Source organism: Brevibacterium sp. R8603A2 (assembly GCF_023072605.1).
GTDB classification, from domain to species: Bacteria; Actinomycetota; Actinomycetes; order Actinomycetales; family Brevibacteriaceae; genus Brevibacterium; species Brevibacterium pityocampae.
Map to the genome: position 1 here is coordinate 376,676 of NZ_JALLGN010000001.1, position 22,663 is coordinate 399,338.

26 protein-coding genes and 1 tRNA gene are annotated in these 22,663 nt (G+C 68.6%); 18 read left to right on the forward strand and 9 right to left on the reverse strand.

All coding sequences use genetic code 11. The features are described from left to right. The first annotated feature begins 15 nt into the window (after positions 1-15). The 3 genes from pstC to pstB are packed head-to-tail and all read left to right on the forward strand — an operon-like array spanning position 16 to position 2,973. The gene (pstC, locus tag MTQ12_RS01675) at positions 16-987 is read left to right on the forward strand and encodes a phosphate ABC transporter permease subunit PstC (RefSeq protein ID WP_247423426.1); all 972 of its coding nucleotides are present in this window, start codon (positions 16-18) and stop codon (positions 985-987) included. Next, a complete protein-coding gene (gene pstA, locus MTQ12_RS01680) occupies positions 987-2,159 on the forward strand; it encodes a phosphate ABC transporter permease PstA (protein WP_247423428.1) in 1,173 nt (390 codons plus the stop codon). Before pstC ends, pstA begins: the two co-directional genes overlap by 1 nt. A 34-nt stretch (positions 2,160-2,193) precedes the next feature. Then, a complete protein-coding gene (gene pstB, locus MTQ12_RS01685) occupies positions 2,194-2,973 on the forward strand; it encodes a phosphate ABC transporter ATP-binding protein PstB (RefSeq protein WP_137318848.1) in 780 nt (259 codons plus the stop codon). A gap of 247 nt (positions 2,974-3,220) precedes the next feature. Here pstB and MTQ12_RS01690 read toward each other — a convergent pair whose 3' ends face one another. From MTQ12_RS01690 to MTQ12_RS01700, 3 genes are all read right to left on the reverse strand, one after another. Then, complete coding sequence (locus MTQ12_RS01690; protein WP_137318847.1) at positions 3,221-4,231, reverse strand: inorganic phosphate transporter; 1,011 nt, start codon at positions 4,229-4,231, stop codon at positions 3,221-3,223. Between the two features lies 1 nt (position 4,232). Next, complete coding sequence (locus tag MTQ12_RS01695; protein ID WP_247423430.1) at positions 4,233-4,853, reverse strand: DUF47 domain-containing protein; 621 nt, start codon at positions 4,851-4,853, stop codon at positions 4,233-4,235. Between the two features lie 246 nt (positions 4,854-5,099). Continuing rightward, a complete protein-coding gene (locus tag MTQ12_RS01700; RefSeq protein ID WP_247423433.1) occupies positions 5,100-5,690 on the reverse strand; it encodes a hypothetical protein in 591 nt (196 codons plus the stop codon). 180 nt (positions 5,691-5,870) lie between these two features. On the opposite strand from MTQ12_RS01700, the gene MTQ12_RS01705 reads away from it, so the two are divergent. Beyond that, positions 5,871-6,908 (forward strand): hypothetical protein, encoded by a 1,038-nt coding sequence (locus tag MTQ12_RS01705; RefSeq protein ID WP_137318845.1) that lies wholly within the window; start codon positions 5,871-5,873, stop codon positions 6,906-6,908. Between the two features lie 168 nt (positions 6,909-7,076). On the opposite strand, the gene MTQ12_RS01710 is transcribed toward MTQ12_RS01705, so the two are convergent. After that, entirely contained in the window at positions 7,077-8,480 is a 1,404-nt protein-coding gene (locus MTQ12_RS01710; protein ID WP_247423435.1) for an MFS transporter, read from the reverse strand. 252 nt (positions 8,481-8,732) lie between these two features. On the opposite strand from MTQ12_RS01710, the gene MTQ12_RS01715 reads away from it, so the two are divergent. Continuing rightward, positions 8,733-8,805, forward strand: a tRNA-Lys gene (locus MTQ12_RS01715). 97 nt (positions 8,806-8,902) lie between these two features. Here MTQ12_RS01715 and MTQ12_RS01720 read toward each other — a convergent pair. Together MTQ12_RS01720 and MTQ12_RS01725 are read right to left on the reverse strand one after the other, a co-directional pair. Continuing rightward, positions 8,903-9,988 (reverse strand): site-specific integrase, encoded by a 1,086-nt coding sequence (locus tag MTQ12_RS01720; protein ID WP_247423438.1) that lies wholly within the window; start codon positions 9,986-9,988, stop codon positions 8,903-8,905. Then, complete coding sequence (locus tag MTQ12_RS01725) at positions 9,975-10,625, reverse strand: helix-turn-helix transcriptional regulator (RefSeq protein ID WP_247423440.1); 651 nt, start codon at positions 10,623-10,625, stop codon at positions 9,975-9,977. Before MTQ12_RS01725 ends, MTQ12_RS01720 begins: the two co-directional genes overlap by 14 nt. Positions 10,626-10,740: 115 nt before the next feature. Between MTQ12_RS01725 and MTQ12_RS01730 the strand changes: the two genes are divergently transcribed. The 11 genes from MTQ12_RS01730 (at position 10,741) to MTQ12_RS01780 (ending at position 16,739) form a co-directional block, all read left to right on the forward strand. Further along, positions 10,741-10,947 (forward strand): DNA-binding protein, encoded by a 207-nt coding sequence (locus tag MTQ12_RS01730; RefSeq protein ID WP_247423442.1) that lies wholly within the window; start codon positions 10,741-10,743, stop codon positions 10,945-10,947. Continuing rightward, positions 10,944-11,195 carry a DUF6011 domain-containing protein gene (locus tag MTQ12_RS01735; RefSeq protein ID WP_247423444.1) on the forward strand — a complete coding sequence of 84 codons (252 nt, stop codon included), beginning with the start codon at positions 10,944-10,946 and terminating at the stop codon, positions 11,193-11,195. Before MTQ12_RS01730 ends, MTQ12_RS01735 begins: the two co-directional genes overlap by 4 nt. A gap of 11 nt (positions 11,196-11,206) precedes the next feature. Continuing rightward, positions 11,207-12,046, forward strand: coding sequence for a hypothetical protein (locus tag MTQ12_RS01740; RefSeq protein ID WP_247423446.1), 840 nt, complete (start codon positions 11,207-11,209; stop codon positions 12,044-12,046). Then, positions 12,043-12,387 (forward strand): hypothetical protein, encoded by a 345-nt coding sequence (locus MTQ12_RS01745; protein ID WP_247423448.1) that lies wholly within the window; start codon positions 12,043-12,045, stop codon positions 12,385-12,387. The genes MTQ12_RS01740 and MTQ12_RS01745 overlap by 4 nt, the downstream gene beginning before the upstream one ends. Before the next feature lie 4 nt (positions 12,388-12,391). Continuing rightward, complete coding sequence (locus tag MTQ12_RS01750) at positions 12,392-13,153, forward strand: bifunctional DNA primase/polymerase (protein ID WP_247423450.1); 762 nt, start codon at positions 12,392-12,394, stop codon at positions 13,151-13,153. After that, positions 13,150-15,027 carry a hypothetical protein gene (locus MTQ12_RS01755; RefSeq protein WP_247423452.1) on the forward strand — a complete coding sequence of 626 codons (1,878 nt, stop codon included), beginning with the start codon at positions 13,150-13,152 and terminating at the stop codon, positions 15,025-15,027. Before MTQ12_RS01750 ends, MTQ12_RS01755 begins: the two co-directional genes overlap by 4 nt. A gap of 127 nt (positions 15,028-15,154) precedes the next feature. After that, positions 15,155-15,313 carry a hypothetical protein gene (locus tag MTQ12_RS01760; RefSeq protein WP_247423454.1) on the forward strand — a complete coding sequence of 53 codons (159 nt, stop codon included), beginning with the start codon at positions 15,155-15,157 and terminating at the stop codon, positions 15,311-15,313. A gap of 20 nt (positions 15,314-15,333) precedes the next feature. Beyond that, complete coding sequence (locus MTQ12_RS01765) at positions 15,334-15,552, forward strand: hypothetical protein (RefSeq protein WP_247423456.1); 219 nt, start codon at positions 15,334-15,336, stop codon at positions 15,550-15,552. Next, complete coding sequence (locus MTQ12_RS01770; RefSeq protein WP_247423458.1) at positions 15,545-15,742, forward strand: hypothetical protein; 198 nt, start codon at positions 15,545-15,547, stop codon at positions 15,740-15,742. Before MTQ12_RS01765 ends, MTQ12_RS01770 begins: the two co-directional genes overlap by 8 nt. Next, the gene (locus tag MTQ12_RS01775; RefSeq protein WP_247423460.1) at positions 15,739-15,906 is read left to right on the forward strand and encodes a hypothetical protein; all 168 of its coding nucleotides are present in this window, start codon (positions 15,739-15,741) and stop codon (positions 15,904-15,906) included. Before MTQ12_RS01770 ends, MTQ12_RS01775 begins: the two co-directional genes overlap by 4 nt. Positions 15,907-15,917: 11 nt before the next feature. Continuing rightward, entirely contained in the window at positions 15,918-16,739 is an 822-nt protein-coding gene (locus tag MTQ12_RS01780; RefSeq protein ID WP_247423463.1) for a hypothetical protein, read from the forward strand. A gap of 229 nt (positions 16,740-16,968) precedes the next feature. On the opposite strand, the gene MTQ12_RS01785 is transcribed toward MTQ12_RS01780, so the two are convergent. After that, complete coding sequence (locus MTQ12_RS01785; RefSeq protein WP_247423465.1) at positions 16,969-17,811, reverse strand: DUF5677 domain-containing protein; 843 nt, start codon at positions 17,809-17,811, stop codon at positions 16,969-16,971. 595 nt (positions 17,812-18,406) lie between these two features. On the opposite strand from MTQ12_RS01785, the gene MTQ12_RS01790 reads away from it, so the two are divergent. Next, complete coding sequence (locus MTQ12_RS01790; RefSeq protein ID WP_247423467.1) at positions 18,407-19,693, forward strand: C4-dicarboxylate ABC transporter substrate-binding protein; 1,287 nt, start codon at positions 18,407-18,409, stop codon at positions 19,691-19,693. Positions 19,694-19,838: 145 nt separating this feature from the next. On the opposite strand, the gene MTQ12_RS01795 is transcribed toward MTQ12_RS01790, so the two are convergent. Together MTQ12_RS01795 and MTQ12_RS01800 are read right to left on the reverse strand one after the other, a co-directional pair. Next, positions 19,839-20,636: a thioesterase family protein gene (locus MTQ12_RS01795; RefSeq protein ID WP_247423470.1), complete on the reverse strand. Its 798-nt coding sequence runs from the start codon at positions 20,634-20,636 to the stop codon at positions 19,839-19,841. 176 nt (positions 20,637-20,812) lie between these two features. Next, positions 20,813-21,469, reverse strand: coding sequence for an NAD(P)-binding domain-containing protein (locus MTQ12_RS01800; protein WP_247423472.1), 657 nt, complete (start codon positions 21,467-21,469; stop codon positions 20,813-20,815). An 88-nt stretch (positions 21,470-21,557) separates the two neighbouring features. Between MTQ12_RS01800 and MTQ12_RS01805 the strand changes: the two genes are divergently transcribed. Beyond that, positions 21,558-22,586, forward strand: a complete 1,029-nt coding sequence (locus MTQ12_RS01805) for an LLM class flavin-dependent oxidoreductase (protein ID WP_247423474.1) — start codon at positions 21,558-21,560, stop codon at positions 22,584-22,586. Positions 22,587-22,663 lie beyond the last annotated feature (77 nt).

A 22,663-nucleotide genomic window follows, 5' to 3' on the forward strand; every position in this document is an offset into this window, starting at 1 on the left:
ACCGAGGAAGTCATCGTGACTCAAACAGCTTCTGCAGAGCCGAAGAAGGGTTCGGCTCTCAAGAGATCCCGCGGCGGGGCCGCCGGTGACAAGGTGTTCTCCAACACCGCGCTCGCCGCCGGCGTCATCATCCTCCTGGTGCTGGCATTCGTCGCCATCTTCCTGGTCACCGAGTCGCTCCCGGCGCTCTGGCCCCAGGTCTTCTCCGACCACGACTCGATCGAGAGCGCCGACACCTTCGGCCAGTACGTGCTGCCGCTCATGGGCGGCACGGTCCTCGCCTCGATCATCGCGCTCATCCTCGCCACCCCCGTGGCCGTCGGCATCGCGCTCTACATCTCGCACTACGCGCCGCGGAAGATCGCCACCCCGGTCGGCTACGTCATCGACCTCCTCGCCGCGATCCCCTCGGTCGTCTACGGCGCCTGGGGCATGACCTTCCTCGCCGCCTCGATGGTGCCGATCTACGGGTGGCTGCACAACAACCTCGGCTTCATCCCCTTCTTCGCCGGGGACCCCTCGACCACCGGTCGCACCCTGCTCACCTCGGGCGTCGTGCTCGCGGTGATGATCCTGCCGATCATCACCTCGCTGTGCCGTGAGATCTTCATCCAGACGCCCAAGCTCCACGAGGAGGCGGCGCTCGCGCTCGGCGCCACCCGCTGGGAAATGATCAAGATGACCGTCTTCCCGTTCGCCCGTGCCGGCATCATCTCCTCCGTCATGCTCGGCCTCGGCCGCGCTCTCGGCGAGACCATGGCCGTCACCCTCGTGCTGTCGCCCGGTGTGTTCTCGCTCAGCCTCATCACCTCGGGCCGCAACGCGACGATCCCCTCGGAGATCGCGCTCAACTTCCCCGAGGCCTTCGGCATGCGCCAGTCGGAGCTCATCGCAGCCGGCCTCATGCTGTTCATCATCACCCTCGTGGTCAACATGATCGCCCGCTGGATCGTGAGCCGCCACAAGGAATTCTCGGGAGCCAACTGATGAAGACGACCGATACCGCAGCGCCGGACCCGCGCACGCAGGTCAAGAAGAAGAACGCGCTCACCGCCGGCCAGAAGCCCGCGTGGACCTGGATCGCCGTGCTCGTCGGGGCGCTCGTCCTCGCCGGGGTCGTCACCGCGGTGCTCAGCGGCGGATTCAACTGGCCCGGCTTCGTCATCCTCACCGGCGTGTTCTACGTCATCGCGATGTACATCGTCACCCTCGTCGTGGAGAACCGCCGCCGGGCGACCGACGGCCTGTGGAAGAACCTCGTGTGGGGCGCGTTCCTCGTCGCGCTGCTCCCCCTGATCTCGGTGATCTGGACCGTCGTGGGCCAGGGCCTGCCGACCCTGCTCGCCAACCCGAACATGCTGTGGGTCGACATGGGCGGCGTCACCGGCGCCTCCGACCAGGCCACGGTGAATGAGGGCGCCCCGCTCATGGGCGGCTTCCTCCACGGCCTCATCGGCTCGGTGGCGATCACCGCGATCGCCACGCTGATCTCGGTGCCGATCGGCCTCATGGCCTCGATCTACCTCGTCGAGTACTCCCGCGGCGGCTGGTTCTCGAAGGCCATCACGTTCTTCGTCGACGTCATGACGGGCATCCCGTCGATCGTCGCCGGCCTGTTCGCCTTCGCCGCCGTGCAGCTGTTCATCACGACGTTCATCGGCGAAGGCCCGGCACAGCTGCAGATGGTGAAGATGGGCCTCACGGCCGCGATCGCACTGTCGGTGCTCATGATCCCCGTGGTCGTGCGGTCGACGGAGGAGATGCTGCGGGTCGTCCCCAACGAGCTCCGCGAGGCCTCCTACGCGCTCGGCGTGCGCAAGTGGCGCACGATCCTCAAGGTCGTGCTCCCCACTGCGATGTCCGGCATCGCCTCGGGCGTCACCCTGGCGATCGCCCGCGTCACCGGTGAGACCGCTCCGATCCTCGTCACCGCGGGCTTCGCGGCCACGGTCAACTGGAACGTGTTCTCCGGCTGGATGACCGCCCTGCCGGTCTACATCTACCGCCAGCTCGTCAACCCGACCGCTCCGTCCGCGGCGGAGCCCTCCGCTCTGCGCGCCTGGGCCGCGGCCCTCGTGCTCATCATCATCGTCATGGTGCTCAACCTCATCGCCCGCATCATCGCCCAGGCCTTCGCGCCCAAGAAGACCGGCCGCTGAGTCGCGGTCCGACTGAATCCCAGGAAGAGATCTCATGTCCAAGCGCATCGACGCCCGTAACCTCAACGTCTACTACAGCAAGTTCCTTGCGGTGGAGGACGTCAACATCAACATCGAGCCGCGCTCGGTGACCGCGTTCATCGGTCCGTCCGGCTGCGGCAAGACCACCTTCCTCCGCACCATCAACCGCATGCACGAGGTCATCCCCGGCGCCTACGCCGAGGGTGAGCTGCTCCTTGACGGCGACAACATCTACGCCCCCGGCGTGGACCCGGTCAACGTCCGCGCGATGGTCGGCATGGTGTTCCAGCGGCCCAACCCGTTCCCGACGATGTCGATCCGCGACAACATCCTCGCCGGCCACCGGCTCAACGGCGCGCGGATGTCGCGCTCGGAGGCCGACGACATCGTCGAGCGCTCCCTGCGCGGTTCGAACCTGTGGAACGAGGTCAAGGACCGCCTGGACCGCCCCGGCTCCGGTCTGTCCGGCGGTCAGCAGCAGCGTCTGTGCATCGCCCGCACGATCGCCGTCTCGCCCGATGTCATCCTCATGGACGAGCCGTGCTCCGCTCTCGACCCGATCTCCACGCTCGCGATCGAGGACCTCATCAACGATCTCAAGGAGGAGTACACGGTCGTCATCGTCACGCACAACATGCAGCAGGCCGCGCGCGTGGCGGACAAGACCGCGTTCTTCAACATCGCCGGCACCGGCAAGCCCGGCAAGCTCATCGAGTACGACGACACGAGCACGATCTTCTCCAACCCGGCGAACGAGGAGACCCAGAACTACATCTCCGGTCGCTTCGGCTGAGCTGAGGCCCGTGTCCCGGAACTGAACTCCGCCCGGGATCCGACGCGCCACGACTGCCGCGCAGCGCTGTCCGACGACAGTCCTGCGCGGCAGTCCGCATTCATCCCGACGCACGCCTCGGCACCCGGCGCGCACCTCGGCCCCCCGCGCACGCCTCGGGAAGTGTGGTGGTTCCGAGGGAGAATGCCACCATCAACACCACCACTCTCGGACGGAACCACCACACTCCTGCCGGGAGCCCCCGTGCTCAGGCGCGCAGGGCGAGGAGTGGGAGGGCGAGGAGAGCGGCGAGCAGCCCGGCGGCCGGCAGGCTCAGCAGCCAGGAGCCGACGACCGGCATGAGGTAGCGCATCCGCACCGAGGCCCGGCGGCCGCCCAACTGGGTGCCGAGGTTCGCGGCGACGACGATGAAGCTCATCGACACCGGCACCCGGAGCATCAGGGCGGTGATGTACATGAAGGTCGTCGAGGTGAAGTCCGAGACCGCCGCCTTCACCGGGTCGAGGTCGACCATCCGCACGCTCAGCGTCCGGGCGATCCGCCAGCCGCTCACCAAGGTGCCGAGCGCCAGCGCGACGGCGATGGTGATCCGGACCGGCCAGTCGATCGAGAACGCCTCGAGGCCCACCGGTGCGGAGGTCGTGTAGGCGAGCACGGCGACCATCATGATCGCCGCGGACTTCTGCGCGTCCTGGATGCCGTGGGCCAGGGACAGCCCCCCGGCGAGCACGCTCGATATGATTCGGCTGCGGCGGAACAGCGGCTTCGTGGCGAGCGACCCGCCGAACGCGGCCATCGCCCGCATGGCGAGCATCGCGAGCACGAACGCGACGAGCGGGGTGAGGACGAGGGGCGCGAGCACCGAGGTGAACAGCTCGTGCCCGGAGGAGCTCGCCCCGAACACCAGCCCGGCACCGATCAGCCCGCCGAACAGACAGTGCGTCGAGGACACCGGGAGGGCGGCGAGGTAGGTCGCGATGTTCCACAGCAGCCCGCCGAGCACGCCGGCGAACACGATGAGGAGGATGTCGCGGTGGTCGCTCGGGAGCTCGATGATGTTCTCCGCCACGACCTGCGCGATGCCCTGCCCGAGCAGCGCCCCGATGAAGTTGAAGACCGCGGCGAGGGCGAGCGCGAGCCGGGGGGTGAGCGCACGGTGGACGACGGCGTTGCCGACGGTGATCGCGGCGTCGTGGAACCCGTTCATGAACGCGAACGCGACGACGAGGACGATCACCGCCGCGAACAGCAGCTCCACCTCAGGACTCCTTGACCGCGATGGTCCCGATCACGCGGGCGATCTCCTTGAAGGAGCGGGAGGCCTGGACGAAGGCGGCGGAGAGCTGGATCGCGGCCATCGCGTAGGTGAGCCCGCGGCGGGAGGCCGGGACTGCGTCGGACACCCGCTGCTGGAGGCCGACCGCCCGGTGGTAGAGCGTGTCGATGCTCTCGACGTACTCCCACTGGTCGGTCTTGCCGCGCAGCCGCTGCGTCATCCGCAGGGTCTGGTCGGCCTGGGTGGAGAGCAGCGCGAGCATCTCGAGCGCACCGACCGGCAGGTCGTCGAACGCCGAGGACGTCATCGCGAAGCCGACAGCGTCGAGTGCGTGGCACGTTCCGCGGAGGCTGTCGGACAGGAGGTACAGATCGTCCCGGTCGAGCGGGGTGACGTAGTTCTCCCGCAGGCGGCGCAGCACGGCCCCGGCCGAGGCGTCGGCGGCATCGCAGATCTCCTGCATCCGCCCGGCGGCCGTGCGGCGCTCGTCGACGGGGATGCCGGAGAGCTCGGCAAGGACAAGGTTGCCGTCCTGCAGGTGCTCCGCGAGTTCGATGAACAGCTCGTAGAACTGCGATTCCCGGGGGACTCGGCGCAATCGCACGCGGTACTCCTCGATCGGCGGCGCTGGGGAAGGGTGCCGGACCGAGAGCGCCTCTCGGCGGTAGGCCGCTCGAAGCGGCTGATGTTGGAGCCCGGGGCTTCAGCGGTCCGACACCCGGTGCGACCCTTGCGGGCCACGTGAGCAGGATACAGTCCGGGCCGAGGAAACCCAATGCGCGCAGGTGCGGTCCGACCGACGGAGCGTGGTCGACCAGTGCGACGGTGCTGCCGACCGCGCCGGGCCCGCTCAGCCGAGGCGCCCGATCCGGTGGGCGCGGGCCGCGCCGGCGAGGTCGCGGGCGAGGTTCTCGAACTGCTCGGCCCCCGTCCCCGTGTCCCCGGTGAGCACCCGGCCGCGCGCGGCGACCTCGACGAACGCCGAGGCGCGGGCGAGGGCGATCGCGAAGTCGCCGGTGAAGGCCCCGGCGAGGATCTCATCGGCGGCGCGGGCGACCGCATCGGGTCCCGGCGGTGCCTCCACCCCGGCGATCACCTCGGCGACGGTGTGACCCTCCCGCCCGGCGGCGAACCAGGCGGCGGCCTGCTGCGGGGAGCGGCGGATCCAGTCGCGCAGGGCGTAGAGGCGCCACAGCGCACCGGGCAGGGACACGGCGGGGGCGGTCGACCAGATCTCGGCGACGGCCTCGAGCCCGACCTCGTCGGCGAGCTGCACGAACCGGGCGGTCGCAGCGGCATCGCGCTCCCCGTCCCGGGTGCCGACGAGGAGCGCGGCGGTGGCGTGCGCCGCCTCGGCCCGGGCGGCCGGGTCGGGCTGGGGCGCGAGGTGCTCGAGGTCGGGCATCATGCGCGGCTTGTGGTGACGCGGTGGGTTGGACATCGCCGTCCAGTGTAGTGCGGGGGCACCGCACGGCTATTCCCCGCCGGCGCTGGGAGTTGGATCGGAGCGGGGGCGCGGGCACGGTCGTAGACTGGGAACCGGCGTCAGACTTCACAATGCCGCTTGTGGGTATCCCCCGTGCAGGTCACGGGGCCCGCAGCGCGCGAGAGAGGAACTCCCATGGTGAAGAACGCAGTGGTCAATGCCGGGCTCGGACGGGCCGCCGGGATGATGGTCAACGAGGACGGCACGCTCCACCCCAAGGCCGAGGGCGGGGTGCGCAGGCTGCTGAGCGTGCAGCGCCCGATCGTGCTCGCCTACCTCCGCAGCCTGCGGCGTCGGCACCCGGAGGCGACTCCGGCCGACATCGCCGAGATCGTCCGCAGCCACTACGTCAACCTCACCACCGGCGGCGGGGCCGCGGTCGGTGCGACCGCCGTGGTGCCGGGCATCCGCACCGGTGCGGCGATGGGTGTGGCGGCAGTCGAGACCGCCGGGTTCCTCGAGGGCTCCGCGCTCTACGCGCAGGCCGTCGCCGAGCTCCACGGGCTCCCGGTGCGGGATCCGGAGCGCGCGAACGTGCTCGTCATGGGCCTCATGCTCGGGGAGTCCGGGCGGGAGCTGGTGAAGAAGTTCGCCGGTCAGGCCAGCGGCACCGGACCCGCGGTGACCGCGAACTGGGGCCAGATGGTCACCAAGCAGCTGCCGGCGTCGATGATGAATTCGCTCACCCGCCGGATGCGCAAGATGCTGTTGAAGAAGTACGCGGCGAAGGCGAGCGGCTCGTTCGTCGGGCGGATCCTGCCGTTCGGGGTCGGCGCGGTGGTCGGGGCCGTGGTCAACCGGACGATGGCGAACACCGTCGTCGACCATGCGCGGACCGCGTTCGGGCCGTTCCCGGTGAACTTCGAGCGCGAGCTCGACCCGCAGGTGAGCACGCCGCGCCGCGATGCGAACATCGTCGGCGGGCTCAAGAACGTGCTCCGGCTGAAGAAGAAGCGCGCCGGGGAGGTCATCGACGGCGAGGTCGTCGACGAGCAGGAGGCCGAGCGCGGACGGAAGGGCCGCAAGGGCCGCGGCTTCGGTCGGAAGGGCGACGCCGGTCGGAAGGGCAGTGACGGCCGGGGCGGGCCGGACATCGTCGCCCACACCGGCTCCGCGGACCCGGATACCGCGGACGAGGCGCCCCGCACCTACCACCCCGACGCCCGCCTCTGAGCCGGCTGGATCCCGTGCTCCGCTGAGGGTGCCGGGGCCCGCGCCCGGCTGAGCACCGCCGTCCATCGACCTGTCGCTCCTGCCCGTTTCTCCCACCGAGGATCGAGCATGAACGGCAGGTCGACGGCGTTCTGGCCCGGGGCCTGCAGGGTTACCGGCAGAGCCGGGTCAGTGGGAGCGGCGCGCGGCCCACACGAGCATGAGGCATGCGAGCGCGGTGACGAGGCCGAGCGCGAAGACGACGAGGAAGCCGGACAGAGCGGGCACTTCGGCCCCGGCGTGGCTCTGGCTCGTCGCGGCGAGCACCATGCCGGTGACCGCGGCCCCGCTGCTCGTGCCGACGCTGCGCATGAGGGCGTTGACGCCGTTCGCCGAGCCGGTGACCGAACGCGGCACCTCGGCCATGACGAGCGTGGGGATGGCCGCGTAGGCTAGGGCGAGACCCGCGCAGAGCACGGTGCTCGACAGCACGAGGTGCCCCACGGCGTCGTGCCACACGAGGGTGTAGGCGTAGGCCAGTGCGATGGTGAGCGCCCCGATGCCGGTCGCCATGTGCCCACCGAGACCGCGGATGAGCCGGGCGGAGACCGGAGCGAGCGCCATCATTGCGAGCGCGCCGGGGACGAGCGCGAGGCTCCCTTCGAGCATGGTGAGGCCGAGCCCGGCGTCGGTGTCGGCCGGCAGCTCGAGCATCTGCATGAAGGCGACCTCCATGACGAAGAAGGAGAAGCCGAGCGCGATCGAGCCGAGGTTGACGAGCAGGAGCCGGCGGCGGGCGAGCAGACGCAGGTCGACGATCGGCTCCGCCACGCGCAGCTCGAACACACCCCAGGCCAGGAGCACCGCGACCCCGCCGAACCCGAGGCCCAGGGTGGGTGCCGAGGCCCAGCCCCAGACCGGGCCCTGGGACACGGCGATGAGGATGCCGGACAGGCCGGCGGCCAGCCCGATCGCGCCGAGCACGTCGACGCGCTGGTGGGTGCCCGGCGAGGCCGGGACGGCGGCGAGGATGCCGAGGAAGGTGATGACCCCGAGCAGCGCGGAGGCCCAGAACAGGAGCTTCCAGTCGCCGAGCTGGACCACCCAGGCGCTGAGCGGCAGACCGAGCGCCCCGCCGAATCCCAGGCTCGCGCTGACGATCGCGATGCCGGTGGTGCTGCGGCGGGGGTCGGGGTGGTCGCCGAGGATCGAGATCGCCACGGCGATGATGCCCATGCTCGCACCCTGCAGCGCCCGGCCCACGAGGAGCCCGACCAGGCCGGTGGACAGTGCTGCGACGAGCGAGCCGAGGATGAGCAGCCCGATGAGGGCGAGCGCGACGGTGCGCTTGCCGAACAGGTCGCCGAGGCGCCCGGAGATCGGCGTCGTCACGGCGGCGGCGACGAGGGAGATGGTGAGGACCCAGGCGGTCGAGGCGCGCGAGGCGTCGAGGAGGCCGGGGAGGTGGTTCTGGATGGGGATGACGAGCGTCTGCATGAACGAGCCGCCCGTGCTCGCGACGGCGAGCGCGGCGATGAGGCGCCAGGTGCCGCGCGGGTCGGCGGGCGCGGGGTCCGTGCGGTCGTGGGCCATGTTCCACCGCCTCCGCTCGTTCGTGTTCCGCTCGTGGTCCGGTCGTGGTCCGCTGCTCGCCTGCTCGCGGTCTGCGCGTGGTCTGCAGACCGGCGCTCGGTCGATGTGGGCCCGTGCAACATTACCGATTCGGCCGGTGCAGCGTGGGCAGGCGTCCACGGATGGAATTGGGCGGGGGCTCGCGCGCGGATTAGACTTGACTCGCGCACGCTCGTGCGCTGAACGGCCGGCTCCGCGCTGGAGCCGCCGTTCGGGCCTCTAGCTCAGTTGGTAGAGCAGCGGACTTTTAATCCGCGGGTCGTGGGTTCGATCCCCACGGGGCCCACCGATGCGACAAGCCCCGCTTGCCCAGTATTTTCAAGGGCAAGCGGGGTTTGTCATTCCGGCCGGGCCAGCTGCGTGAGCACTTTTTGAGCACACTTCTACGCGATGCCGCGTGAGCGGACCGCCTCGTCGAGCCGCACGGACACCGCTTCGAGGTCATCGCCCATGAGATGCCCGTACCGGTCCAAGGTCATCGCCGCACTGCTGTGTCCGAGCATCTTCTGCACCACCTTGACGTTCGCGCCGGCACTGATCGCCAGTGAAGCGGCCGTGTGTCTCAGATCGTGCACGGTGAGCTCGTCTGGGAGCTCGGCTGCACGCGTCGCTCGGAAGAACCACCCCTTGCCCGACTTGGACCGGCGCACGAACCCACCATCGGCGGCCGCGAACACGAGGTCGCCGGCGCCCTTGCCCTCGCACGCTCTCGCCAAGAGAGGCAACATGAACTTCGGCACCGGCACCGTCCGCCGCTCGTGACTCTTCGGGGTTCCGACGACGATCCTCGATCCCACCTCGACTGCGTTCTCGTCGACGACGATCCGGCGCTTGAGCATGTCGAGTGCTCGCACGCGCAGTCCCGTCGCCTCACCCCACCGCAGACCGGTGTAGGCGAGCAACAGGACGAGCGTGCGGTGCTCTCCGGCCGCGTCCGCAAGCGCAAACACCTGGTCATGGGTGAGGAACACCTCGCGCCCCTTCGTGCGCTTCGGGAGGTTCTTCACGCCCTGCGCGGGGTTGTTCGGGATCCGCCGATCGTCGACGGCGTCACCGAGGATGCCCGAGAGCACGCCAAGGCACCGCGAGACAGTCGTGTAGCCGCGCTCAGCAGACAGCTCGGACACCCAGGCCGAGACTTCGGTGCGGCCGATCGTGCCCACTTTCCGGGTTCCCCACTTCGGCTGCACATGGTTGATCCACGCAGAGCGAACTACGCGCAGTGTGGACTCTTTGAGGTGAGTCTGCCGGCCGAGCCACTGCTCCCCCAGCTGCCCCACGGTGATCCGAGTAAGTGCCGGGTCGATGAACGTGCCCGATGCCTGCGAAACCTCATTGTCGGCAGCCCAGAGCCGCGCATCCCGCTTCGTGGTGAAGCCGCGCTTCGTCGACTGCTTCCGGTCAGGCTTGCGGTACCGGACGGCGTACCGCGGGCCGGCTTTCGTCTCGTACCGTTCAATCGTCGCCACGGTCGAGCACCTCCCGGAGCTCGGCCTCGAGCTTGCGCGTGACGTGCCCCTTGCGCTGCGGCGACGCCTCCACACCTGCCTGCTCGTCCACAGCCTCGCTCAGCAGTTGTCCCCAGCGTTGGAACGCGGCGCCACTGAGTCGCCGCGCGCTCACACCCAGCCGGTCTGCCGCACGCCGGTCGGCAAGTCCGATCCGTGAATCCAACCGCCGGGCGTCACCCATTGTCATGCCGGGCCCCCACTCGCTGAGGATGCGAGACATTCCCTCGGCCATCTCTGTCGCAGCGGCTCGCGGGTCCGCTAGATCACCGATCCGAAGCTGCCCGACCTCGCCTTCCAGCGTGTCTGCCACCGCGTCACCGCTGACTGCGAATCCGGGATGCACTTCGATCGGCGCCTCGGTTCGCAACAGGTCGCCAGGGTGAACGAGAACGGGCGAGACCTCGGAGAGTGCCCACGCCGCGGTGCACACCGTGGCCACGGTGACCGACACTTTGCCTGACTCCATGCCGGCGACGCGCTGGGCTGTCCACTTCGTGCCGAACTGTCGGGATGCTTTGGCGACTTCATCGAGAGTGACCCCGTGTCGCCGCCGGATCGCCTTGAGGTTGACGCCGAATACATCGGCCAATTCCATTGGGTCATCCATGTCGTCAGATTAACTCAGATCATCACACTTGACAACGGCAGACCACCGTGCTTCTCTTGAGATGTACTCAGATCAGTACATCTGATGAAAGGAGGGCCGCACGATGAACGAGGCAACCGACATCGCCACCGTCGACGAATACTGCGCCCGGTACGGCATCACACGCGAAGCCGCCGCGCAGGAGCGCTACCGCGGAATGGGCCCGCGCTTCTTCAAGCGCGGACGGCGCGTCTACTACCGCTGGGCCGACATCTTCGCCTGGGAAGCCGCGATGGTGCAGGACCGGACCGGCGAGAAGGTCACGGCATGATCCCCACCGAGGCATCCCCGAAGCTGACCGAGCGACTGACCGCCGAACTGCGCGAACGGGCCGAAGCTCTCGGCCTCGTGATCGCAACCCGCTGCCGCTTCTGCGGTACTCCGCTCTGGCACCGCCGCAGTGTGGCGATGCACGCCGGCCCGGTCTGCCGCAAGCGCCACGAGACAGAAAACGACCCCGGCCTGACTCCCGCCAAGAAGTCGCAGACCGAGGCCGCCCCGATCAATCCGAACCACTAGGAAGGCTCATCATGACCGCATCAAAGACTACCCACCAGCATACCCGCTACGTCGTCAGCTACGACCCGCACGACGGCGAGGACCTCGTCATCGACACCCGCACGAACAACACCGAGCGCGTATGCAACACCTATGACGAGGCCGTAGCCCTCGCCGCCGAGCTCAACTCGGCCGAGGCCGCGGCCCAGGGTGACCCCGTTGCCGCTCTCGCCCGAACGCTGACGATGATCGACAACGGCACCGCGGTTCTCGGCTCCCACTTCACCGACGAGGGTGAGATCCGCATCGCCTACCAGCTCGAGCACCTCGGAGCCGGCCGCGTGACGATCACCCGCGACGCCGAACGACATGTGTTCGACGACGTGACCATCCCCGCGGTGCCCACCCCCAACGACCGCGATGCCCACCTGCTGCGCGAGCTCGCCGCCGAGCGGATCCTCGACGGGTCACTCGCACCTGGGGCGACGTACCGACTCACCGACGAACAGTTCTCCTGGAACCCCGCGGACCTGCACGACTACGTGAAGTGCCCCGACTGGTGCGCGTACTCGAGCCAGTGCTGGGGCGAGGTGTCGGGCGAGACGATCGAGCACGAGTCCACCCTAGCCAGCATGACCGGCGCCCGGTTCACCATGAGCTCGCACCTGGCGCTCTACACCGATCACGCGGACTACTCCCGCGACAATGCCGCGGAAGTATTCGCGTCACTCCACTTCGAGAATCCCGGAGACCCTGCCCGACACTTCGGCGTCGCGGTGAACGTCGACGAGCTCCGGCAGCTCAGCACCCTGCTCGCAGCCGAGGCCGATCGCCTCGAGGCCGCGCAGTCCGAAGGTCGTGATGCCGAGTGAACGAGCACCCCGAAGAACTCACCGTCGTCGACGGTGAAGGGATCCCCGATCACGTCCTGCGACCGCAGGAAGTGCTCGACGCCGGCTTCACGCTCGCCTGCCGACTCGGAGCCGCCCGCGGGGATCAGACAGCGATCAACGACGCGATCAGCGAAGTGCTGCACACCTGGGGCGACGGTGCGCGCTACGTGTTCGTCTCCGCGCTCACGCAGCTGAGCCGGGATCTCGTACCGATGCTCGCAGAGCTTACCGAGGCCGCGACCGGGGTGGACTTCGCCGCGCACTGCGAGGCGATGCTCGCCGCCGGTTACGACCCGTCCACGGTCGATCGGGAGGGGTGAACCGATGCTCGACGCCGCCCTCGACCTCGCCGGAGCCGGCTGGCAGGTGCTCCCCTGCATCCCCACCGGCCCGAAGGCGAAAGCACCCCTGACCCCCAACGGGTTCAAGGACGCGACGACCGATCCCGAGGTGATCCGCGCATGGTGGGAGCAGTGGCCGGCAGCTCTCATCGGCGTGGTGATCCCCGAGCACCTGCTCGTCCTCGACATCGACCCGCGCAACGGCGGGAGCATGGCCGAGCTCGAGCAGGCACTCGGCACCCTGCCGGACACACTCACCTCATGGTCCGGGCGAGGCGACGGCGGCTGCCACATGTGGTTCCACTCCCCCACCGGGCGGCTGTCGAGCAAGAAGCTCCCCCAGGGCGTCGACCTCAAGCTCGGCGGCCGCGGCTACTGCATTGCACCCCCGAGCCCACACCCTGCCACCGGCACTGCATACCGGTGGGACGGTGACCAGGTGGCCTGCCTGCCCCGCAGAGCCTCCATGACACTGCGAGCCGCCGCCCCGCCGCGAGCACTCACAGCCGCGAGCACAGGCCCGTCCGGGTCGAACAACGCAGGACTCATCCGGTTCGTCTCCGAGGCCACTCAGGGTCAGCGCAACGACCGTCTCTTCTGGGCGGCATGCCGTGCCTTCGAGAACGGCAACGACCACATCATCGACCGACTCTTCGACGCTGCGCTCACCATCGGGCTCTCCGACCAGGAGGCCGCCCGGACGATCAGCAGCGCCAAGCAATCCGCAGGAGGTGCCACACAGTGAGCAAGCCCCCGATCGTGCCCGACCCGCTGCCGGCCGAAGTCGTCGACGGCATCATCGACGCCGAGACCGGCGCAGAGCTCGAGGCCCCGACACCGCAGAACGGCGAGGACGAGCAGGCGAGCAGGTCAGTCGCGGCGAAGCTCGTCGCGCTGTCCGAAGAGCTCGTCGACGTGATCGCCGGACCGGACGGCGAACCGCACGCCGTGCGCAAGGCAGGCCCCCGCATCGCCCTGCGCCTGCGCGGCCGGGACGGACTGCGTCAGACTCTCGCCCGCGAGCACTACGCCCGCACCGGCGCCGTCGCCTCGTCGAACGCACTCAGCGACGCCCTGGCCGTCCTCGAGGGTCAGGCGCAGCTCTCCGAACGGGTCGAGCTACCCCTGCGCATCACCGAGCAGAACGGGGTGACCTACATCGACATGGGCACTCCGACCGGGGAGGTCATCGCGGTCTCGGCCGCCGGCTGGAAGGTCACCACCGAGGCGCCCGTCCTCTTCCGCCGCACCGAGCTCACCGGCGAGATGTGCACTCCGACCCCCGGAGGCGACCTCAATGCCCTGCGTTCCCTGCTCAACGTCGACGAGAAGAACTTCCGCCTGCTCGTCGGCTGGCTCATCCACGCGCTCATGCCCGACATGCCGCACGCGGTTCTCGCCCTGACCGGACAGCAGGGCACCGGCAAGACGGTGAGCGCGCAGACCATCATCCGGCTCATCGACCCCTCACCGGCCCTGACCCGCTCGGCACCGCGGGACATCGGCCAATGGTCGACCACCGCGTCCGCGTGCTGGATCTCGGGCATCGACAACGTCTCGACCATCCAGCAGTGGTTCTCCGACGCGATGTGCCGGGCCGTCACCGGAGAAGGGTTCGTCAACCGGGCGCTCTACACCGACTCCGATCTCTCCGTGACGGAGTTCCGGCGCTGTGTGGTGCTCACGTCGATCGACGCCGGCGCGATGCAGGGAGACCTCGCAGAGCGACTTCTGCCCATCGAGTTGCAGCCGATCGCCAAGCGCGACCGCAAGACGGACATGCAGATCACCGAAGCGCTCAGCGCGGTCATGCCCGACGTGCTCGGCGGACTGCTCGATCTGCTCGTGCAGGTGCTTGAGGCCCTGCCCAGCGTGCACCCCGACGAACTGCCCCGCATGGCCGACTTCGCCCGCGTGCTCGCCGCCGTGGACAAAGTTGCCGGCTGGACGACGTTCGACGACTACGCCGGCACCGCGACCGAGGTGGCCGAATCGGTCATCGAGTCCGACCCGTTCGCCTCCGCCGTCCGCGAGCTCGTCCGGTCCGACGACTGGGAAGGGTCCGCAACCGACCTGCTCGAGCAGGTCACCCCCGACCGCGCCCCGAAGGGCTGGCCGAAGTCACCCCGCGGTGCAGCCGGAGCTCTCAAGCGCGTCATCCCCGCGCTCGGACTGCTCGGGATCCGGGTGCAGGAGCGGGCTCGGACCGGCGTGCGCGGCCGTGGCTACTACATCGAGAACATCAACCGACCCGGAGGAATCAACAGAGCGGCAGAACCGTCACAACCGTCACCACCGTCACTATGGGCTCCTGACCAGCAGAAACGCAGTGACGGTTGTGGTGACGGTTCCCACGCAGGTGACGGTTCAACCGTCACCACCGCCGAGCCCGGTGACGGTTCAACCGTCACCAAATCTCCAACCGTCACCACAACCGTCACCACGCCGCGAACCTCTCACCAGCAGAAACACCACTCAGGTGACGGAAGTGACGGTAGTGACGGTTCCGTCGACTCTGAAACCTATGTCACCGGCACCGCGCACTGCCTCGACTGCGGCAACCCGCTGCACAACGGCACCTGCATCCGCTGTCAGGTCGAGAGCCGGCGATCCGCATGACCGACCGATGGACGGACGATCACGGCGACCACTGGCCGATCACCGGCAAATGGTGCGCCGCCTGCGGCTTGCCGCTCATCCCGTCCAACGGCTCTCCCGTCCACCCTCTCTGCGAGGAGTCAACACCATGACCGACCCCAACATCGTCGCCATCCTCAATGCCCTGCTCGAGCAGCGTTTCAGCCTCGAGCAGATCGGCCGGGCGCTCGACGAGCTCGGCAAGCGGCTCGACGCGATCGACGAACGCCTCGACGACCACGCCTACTCCATCGCCCTACTCGAATGACCGACCCAGGAGGAACACACATGTCCGCATCGTTCAGCGACGACGACGCCCGCCTCGATCAGCGCCTCAGCCTGCTCTGGGACAAGATCACGCGCATCAGCCGCGAGGTCATGACGCTCAAACCTCGCCTACGCACCATCGAGAAGCGCCTCGACCGCATCGAACGGCCCGCCGATCCCATAGGCGGGCGCAACGACACCCCCGACCCCACCGACAGGAAGGAGACCCGCCGTGGGTAAGCAGCGCCACGACCCCGGCGTGCGCAAGCGCAGACAGCGTCTGCTCGCCACAGGAAAGCTCGACTACGAACGGACGAACCCCCGCGCCCTGGCCGATGACCTCGTGCGCCGCGGGCTCGCCTCACCCCTGATCCTCGACCACTGGCAACCCCCGAAGAGACACCGCCCGATACGAGAGGACCACCGATGACCACCGACGACGACCTCGTGAAGTCCGCACCCGAGCGGGCTCACAGCATCATCGAGGACTACCTGCAAGACCTGCTCGACGCGAGCACCGACAGGGAGCGGCTGCAGATCAGCCGCACCGCGATCAAAGACCTGGCCGCTGTCATCAGCGACCTGGACGACTGAAAGGACACGCCATGCCCAAGACGACGAACACCCCCACCATGCAGGACTGGTACAGCTTCGCGGCGACCATGACGAACCTGGGAGCCGCGAGCGGCTACCGCACAGCCGGCATCTCGTCGCTCTACGGGATCGCCCAGCAGCTCGACATCGACCTGCCCGACTCCCTCATCGAGCGACTCACCGAAGTCCGCAAGGCCTACGACACGTTCGGCGCCTTCAAGCACGCCACCTGGGATCCGATCAGCTTCGACGACCTCGTCTCGCCCAAGGCCGAGGACAACCTCACCATGGTCGTCGCGGCGCGGGTGAACCGGGAAGAAGCACACCGCCTCAACACCGAGGTCTCGTCCGCGATCGCCAGCGAGTTCAGCCGCGCCACCTACGAAGCGCTGCCGTACTTCTACAACACGATCGCCGAGCTCGCGGACAAGCACAGCGAGCTGCGCGAGTACATGTTCATCGACGCCACCGACCTGCCCGAGAAGCTGCGCATCACCGCCCAGACCTGGCACCTGCTCGCCAACCTCCACACTGCCTGCCGCAAGGTCGAGGACGGAGACAGCATCGAGTACGGCCACGTCCTCGCCTTCATCGACTGGCCCGAGGACGAGTGGATCCGCTTCTGCGAGTACCGCAAGAAGGACCACCACCGGACCGACCCCTGGCGCTGGGCGCACGAGAACAACCTGCCCATCGCAGTCACGCAGAGCTACGACGAGACCGCGCAGCGATCCGCACGACTCATCAAGGCCTGGGACGACCTCGAGGAATCACGCCAGACCGCGACCGCCCGCATGATCCGACAGGGAGCACGAGTCAACAGCCTGCGCTGACCCCACGACGACGCCCAGCCCGACCGGAGAGGGCCATCCGCCGGCAGGCTGGGCGTCGCTGTGCCCGGAGACCTCCGCAGGACTCGGCAGACCCCTGGGGAGCGACCCCACGCCGACTCTGCCGACCAATCCCCGGCCGCAATGTCCCGATTTTCGTTCGGGGCATTTTGGGCACTTTCGCGCTATTGAAGCGGAAGCCACCTCTCTGCGCGAAAGCGGACGACAGGCCCTATTCTCCGTGGCGTCGATCGTGTTGCATCCGTAGCCGCTGCCAGTATTTCCTTGACAGCGTTAGTTCAGTCGTCAACCCGCAACTCTTAGCTACGCTACGAAGCGCCTTCCTCAATGTCTTATCGGGGAGCAACTCAGCCAACGGCGCAAGCGCTAGGCACAACGATTGCAAGGCGAAGAAGCTCCAGAGCTCGCGAGACGGCTGCTTGGGTTGATGCCTGTAGATCGTACCGAGCTCAACGCTCGGATCCTCGGAGAAGTAGTGATCCATGATCGAGACCGAAACGTGCGAAAAGTCGCACATGATCCGGTAGTAGAGATACATCTCCTTGCCCTGATCAAGATCCTCCGTCATCTGCTGAAACCGCTTAGCCTGCTCCTGCGATTGCGTTGGAAAATCGGCTAGCTCAAGCCCCGGAAAGTCGTCAGACGCACCCCGAATTGTCGGGTTCTCCGACCTGCTCATCTCCTTTTGAAGAACGTCTTGCTTTCTGCGATACGTATTGATGATCGCGCTAGCAGCATCGTCTCCGAGTAGACGCACCCACTGCGCAGTCAGAGCCGTCTCGTAGCTCGTTCGGATTACGGGGATTGATTCAAGGACTCGACCATCTTCGAGACCGTCAAAAATGTGCTTCGAGAGAGTTACCACATGCGAAGCAAGCGCAAGAGTGACGGTTGTAACCCGAAGGTTGATACCGACTACCTTGCGGCGCTGGCGTGCTTTCCTGAGCGTCAGCTTGCCGTCGTCACGAGCCCGAGACGTTTCCCACGCCTCGATGACCTCCAATGCCCCGTCATAGAACTGCTTGAACTGATCGTCAGGCGCACTGCCATTCATATGCTCATTCTCTCGTCCACACCGGCCCTCGTCACCCTTCTCCGATAGGTGATCGGGGAGGCAGGTACTCAGTTGCAGATGCATAGGTTCGCGAAGCCCCACCCGCGTTAGTTAGTGAGCACCCTTTGAGCACATTCTCTCAACAACTCCGGAGATTCCGCGTCATCTCGCGTTACTGCCAGACCGCTTAAACACTGGGATCGGTCCAACACCCTGCACCCGTCCGAGACTTCGATCCCCACGGGGCCCACCGTGCGCTCCGGGGTCTGTTGTCGCCTCCCCGGATTCCGAGGTGCTCCACCAGCGGGAGCACAGGCATCTGCGACGATTCGTCGCGCCTGTCCGAGCGCGCCCAGGCCGGGATCTGACCGGTATCCGAAGACCGTCGCCGCCGCACGCGCCGACTGCCGGACACACCCGGGCCGCCGACCGGGGCCTCGCAAATCTGACGTCAACCTCAAGAATCACCGCTGGCGGTGACATATATGAGGGAGCTCACACAGCTGTGGGCCCCGGCATCGACCACCGCGCCACGCACCCGTCACCATCGGCGGGCAGCGCGCCACGCGAGAGTCCCTCGACGAGGAGGAACCCCATGACCACTGTTCGACACGCACGATTCCTGTCCCTGGCCGCACTCGCGGCCTCCGCGACCTTCGCCCTGAGCGCCTGCGCGGGCAGCGCCGGCGGAGGCGGCGGTGGCGGTGAGGGCGGCGGCAGCGGGTTCGACTACGGCGCCTCGCAGGAGGACGTCGACGCCGCACTCTCCGAGCTCGAACCGGTGAACATCGTCTACCAGGCCGGCGCACAGGGCCCGAACTCCGTGTCCGCCCAGTCCGCTCACGCCTTCAAGGAGTACGTCGAGGAGCGCTCCGGCGGGAAGATCACCGTCGAGGTCATCTGGGCGCAGGCGATCGCCGGCTACTCCGAGATCGACGATGCCCTGTCCGACGGCCGCATCGATGTCTCCTACGCCCTGCCGATCTACGACCCGTCGACCTACCCGGCGTTCGATGCGCTGGCCACCACCTCGGCCGGGCTGCCGAACTCCCCCGTCGTCGGCGAGCTCGTGGGCAACGCCGCGATCATCGACATGGCGTGGAACTCCGAGGAGATCCTCCAGGGATACGAGGAGCAGGGCATCGTTCCGCTGACCCCCGTGGTGAGCACGGGCAACCACCACGCGATCTGCTCGGATTCCGGCACCACACTCGACGACTGGAAGGGCCGCCAGGTCCGCATCCCCAGCGTCTCCCTCGAGAAGGTGGCGAGCAACCTCGGCGCCACCCCGGTGTCGATGGAGTACGTCGAGGTGTTCGAGGCGATCCAGCGCGGCACCGTCGACTGCACGCTCGCCCAGCTGCTCCCCTCGGAGGAGGCCGGTCTCCTCGAGATCGCCCCGAACGTCTCCTACGCCTCCCCGGAGTCGAGCCTGTCGAGCCGCGGCGCCGGCGCGATGCTCGCCGGCTCGAACTTCCAGAACCTCCCGCTCGCCTACCAGCAGATCATCTTCGACGCGGGCGAGGGCGGGTTCATCGCGAGCTCCGAGGTCATCGCCAGCGGCAACGCCGCAGGCGTCAAGCAGCTGCGCGAGGCCGGCGGCGAGATGACCCCGCTCGATCCCGAGGCGGAGAAGAAGTACAAGGAGACGAACGACGAGCTCATCGCGCAGGTCGAGGAGGACGGGCTCATCGGCTCCGACGCCTCGCAGCGCATGAAGGACGCCGCGGACAAGTGGAGCGGTGTGGCCGAGGAGATCGGCTACGAGGAGGGCGGCGACTTCGACTCGCTCGACGAGTGGTACAACGCCGATGACTTCGACTACGCGCCGTTCGCAGCACAGCTCTTCGAAGAGGTCTACCTCCCCCACCGCCCGAGCTGATCGCCGGCGGCCGCATGCCCACCCGGGTGCGCGGCCGCCGGCCGACAGCGGGCCTCAACTCGACCCCGGGCACGCCGCCCGTCCGTCATCGCGGACGACGGCACCCGGGGTCGACTGCGTCTGCGTCATACGCAGCGCACGGGTGTCACTTGTAGTACACGAGCTGGTGCGTGGTGGCGAGCAGGTCACCGGACTCGCCCCAGATCTGGGCGGCCTGGTCGAACAGCCCGTGGCCGAACCGCGAGCCCTGCGCCACGCCGAGCAGGTACTCGCCCTGCGCGGCGAGCTCCTCGGCCCCGGCGTGGAAGTACGCGGTGAAGCTCACGGTGCCGGCCGGGGCGCGCTCACCCGTGCGGAGGAAGATCCGCGGGAAGAACACGTCACAGGCCGAGGCGAGCGCCGGGAAGTCCCAGCCGCGCGGCTCGGCGTGGCGGAACCACTGCTGGGTCGCCGAATCGGCACGGGCCTGCTCGGGACCTTCCGGGATCTCGCCGTCGATCACGCGCATCTCGTAGCGGTTGAGCCACGGCAGCGGCAGCGCGCCGGGCCGCGGCGCCACCTCGGCCGGCGGCGGCACCTGCGGGAAGTCCGCCTCGGTGTCGGACCAGGTCTCGCGCACCTGCGCGAACAGCGCGGTCCCGGTCAGCAGGGTCTTGCCCTCCTGGGTCGCGGTGATCGTCCAGTGCTGGTTCGAGCGGTTGGTGCGCACGGGGACGGCGGTGAGCGTGTACTCGCCGTCGGCGATCGGCGCCAGGTAGTTCACGGTGAGGGCGGCCGGGCGGCCCTGCACCTCGGGATGCTCGAGCACCGCACGCAGCGCGACGGCCGCGGTGACCCCGCCGTAGGGGCCGACCATGTTCGCCCAGTCCGGGTGGGTGCGCGCGGTCACCGAACCGCTGCCGTCGGGGGTGAGGGCGATCGCCTCGTCGAACGAATGGGTCATGGGTCCTCCTGGATCCGGCCGCGCGGCGGCTGCGAGTGGGCGGGCGGCACCTCGGCGGTGAGGCGCATCACACCCCCGAGCCTAGTGAGCCGACCGGGCGGGCGGGAAACCGGGGTCCCACCAGGCGGTCGGATGCGGCCCGGCGGAGATCGGCGCCCGGCCGGTCACACGCCTCGTCAGCCGGACGCCGGAGCCGAGGCGTCCGCGAGTGCGGATTCGAACTCCGCCCGCTCGAGCCGACGGCCGAACACGGGCCCGTCGACGTCGAGGAGGTGGGCGCGGTCCGGGCCCAGGACCACCGGGTCGAAACCGAGGCGGTCGACCAGCGCGGCGACTGCTTCGAGCGCGGCAGGGTCGTCCCCGGCGACGCCGAGCGCCCGCCGGCCGGGAGCCCCAGCGGGGCGCGCATCGGCGGCGAGGTCGGTGTAGGCGGCGTGGTTGAGCGTGCGGACCACGGCGAGGTGCAGGAGGTCCCCGGCGAGCCAGCAGGTGCCGCTCAGCTGCGGCTCCGCCCCGGCCGGCGCAGCGATGCCGTCAGTGGCCTCCCAGGCGTTCGTCGCGTCGATGACGATGCCGCGGAGGGCCGCGAGGTCGAGGCCGGCGAGCGCAGGGCGCGGGACGGCGAGGATCGTGATGTCGGCACGGGCGGCGAGCTCGGCGAAGTCGACGAGCTGCGCCTCCGGCAGCAGGCTGGAGACGATGAGGTCGAGCATCGGCTGGCCGGGCCGTCCGGCGAGCACGAGTTCGCAGCCGGCGTCGATGACGAGCCGGCCGAGGGCCGTGCCGAGCTTGCCGACACCGACGATGCCGATGGTCGTCGCAGTGGTCTTCACGACCGATGCAACGTGCCCTGCGCACGGGCTATTCCGCGAGCCCGCAGCCGGCCGGAATAATTGATCCTTCAACCAGGTTCCGACTGACATGACTCATGAATTCGGCATCGACACCTTCGGCGACGTCACCGCGGGCCCCGACGGCACACTCCTCCCCCACGCGCAGACGGTGCGCAACGTCGTCGAGGAGGGCGTGCGCGCCGACGAGGTCGGGCTCGACTTCATCGGCATCGGCGAGCACCACCGCGACGACTTCGCCGTCTCCGCTCCGGAGATGGTGCTCGCCGCGATCGCCGCGCGCACCGAGCGCATCCACCTCGGCTCCGCCGTCACCGTGCTGAGCTCCGACGACCCGGTGCGCGTCTACGAGCGGTTCGCCACCCTCGACGCACTGAGCTCCGGCCGCGCGGAGGTCATCCTCGGCCGCGGCTCCTTCACCGAGTCGTTCCCGCTGTTCGGCTACCGGCTCGAGGACTACGAGGACCTGTTCGAGGAGAAGCTCGCCCTGTTCGCGAAGCTCCGGCAGGAGCAGCCGGTGACCTGGCAGGGCACCCACACCCAGGACCTCGATGCGGCCACCCTCTACCCGCCCGTCGAGAGCGGGGAGCTCAAGACCTGGATCGCCGTCGGCGGCAGCCCGCAGTCCGTCATCCGCGCCGCCCACCACGACCTGCCGCTCATGCTCGCGATCATCGGCGGTCCGGTGGACCGGTTCGCCCCGTTCGCGGACCTCTACCGGCGCGCTCTCGCGGAGTTCGGCGCCACCGAGTCCAACCCGATCGGCTACCACTCCTACGGTCATGTGGCCGACACCGACGAGCAGGCGATGGAAGAGCTCTACGAGCCCTACACCGCGCAGGTCGCCCGGATCGGCGCCGAGCGCGGCTGGGGCCGGCCGTCACGCGCATCGTTCGAGCACGAGGCGCAGCACGGCTCGATGGCCGTCGGCTCCCCGGAGACCGTGGCGAAGAAGATCGCCGCCGGCATGCAGGCCCTCGGTGCCACCCGGTTCGACCTCAAGGTCAGCACCGGCCCGCTCGCGCACGAGAAGATCATGCACAGCATCGAGCTCTACGGCGAGAAGGTCGTCCCGCTCGTCCGCGACATGCTCAGCTGACCCGGAGCACGCGCTCACGACTGTGGGGCTTTCGGCAGAGGGTGGTGGCATCAACGGCCCCATTCTCCGCCGGAAGC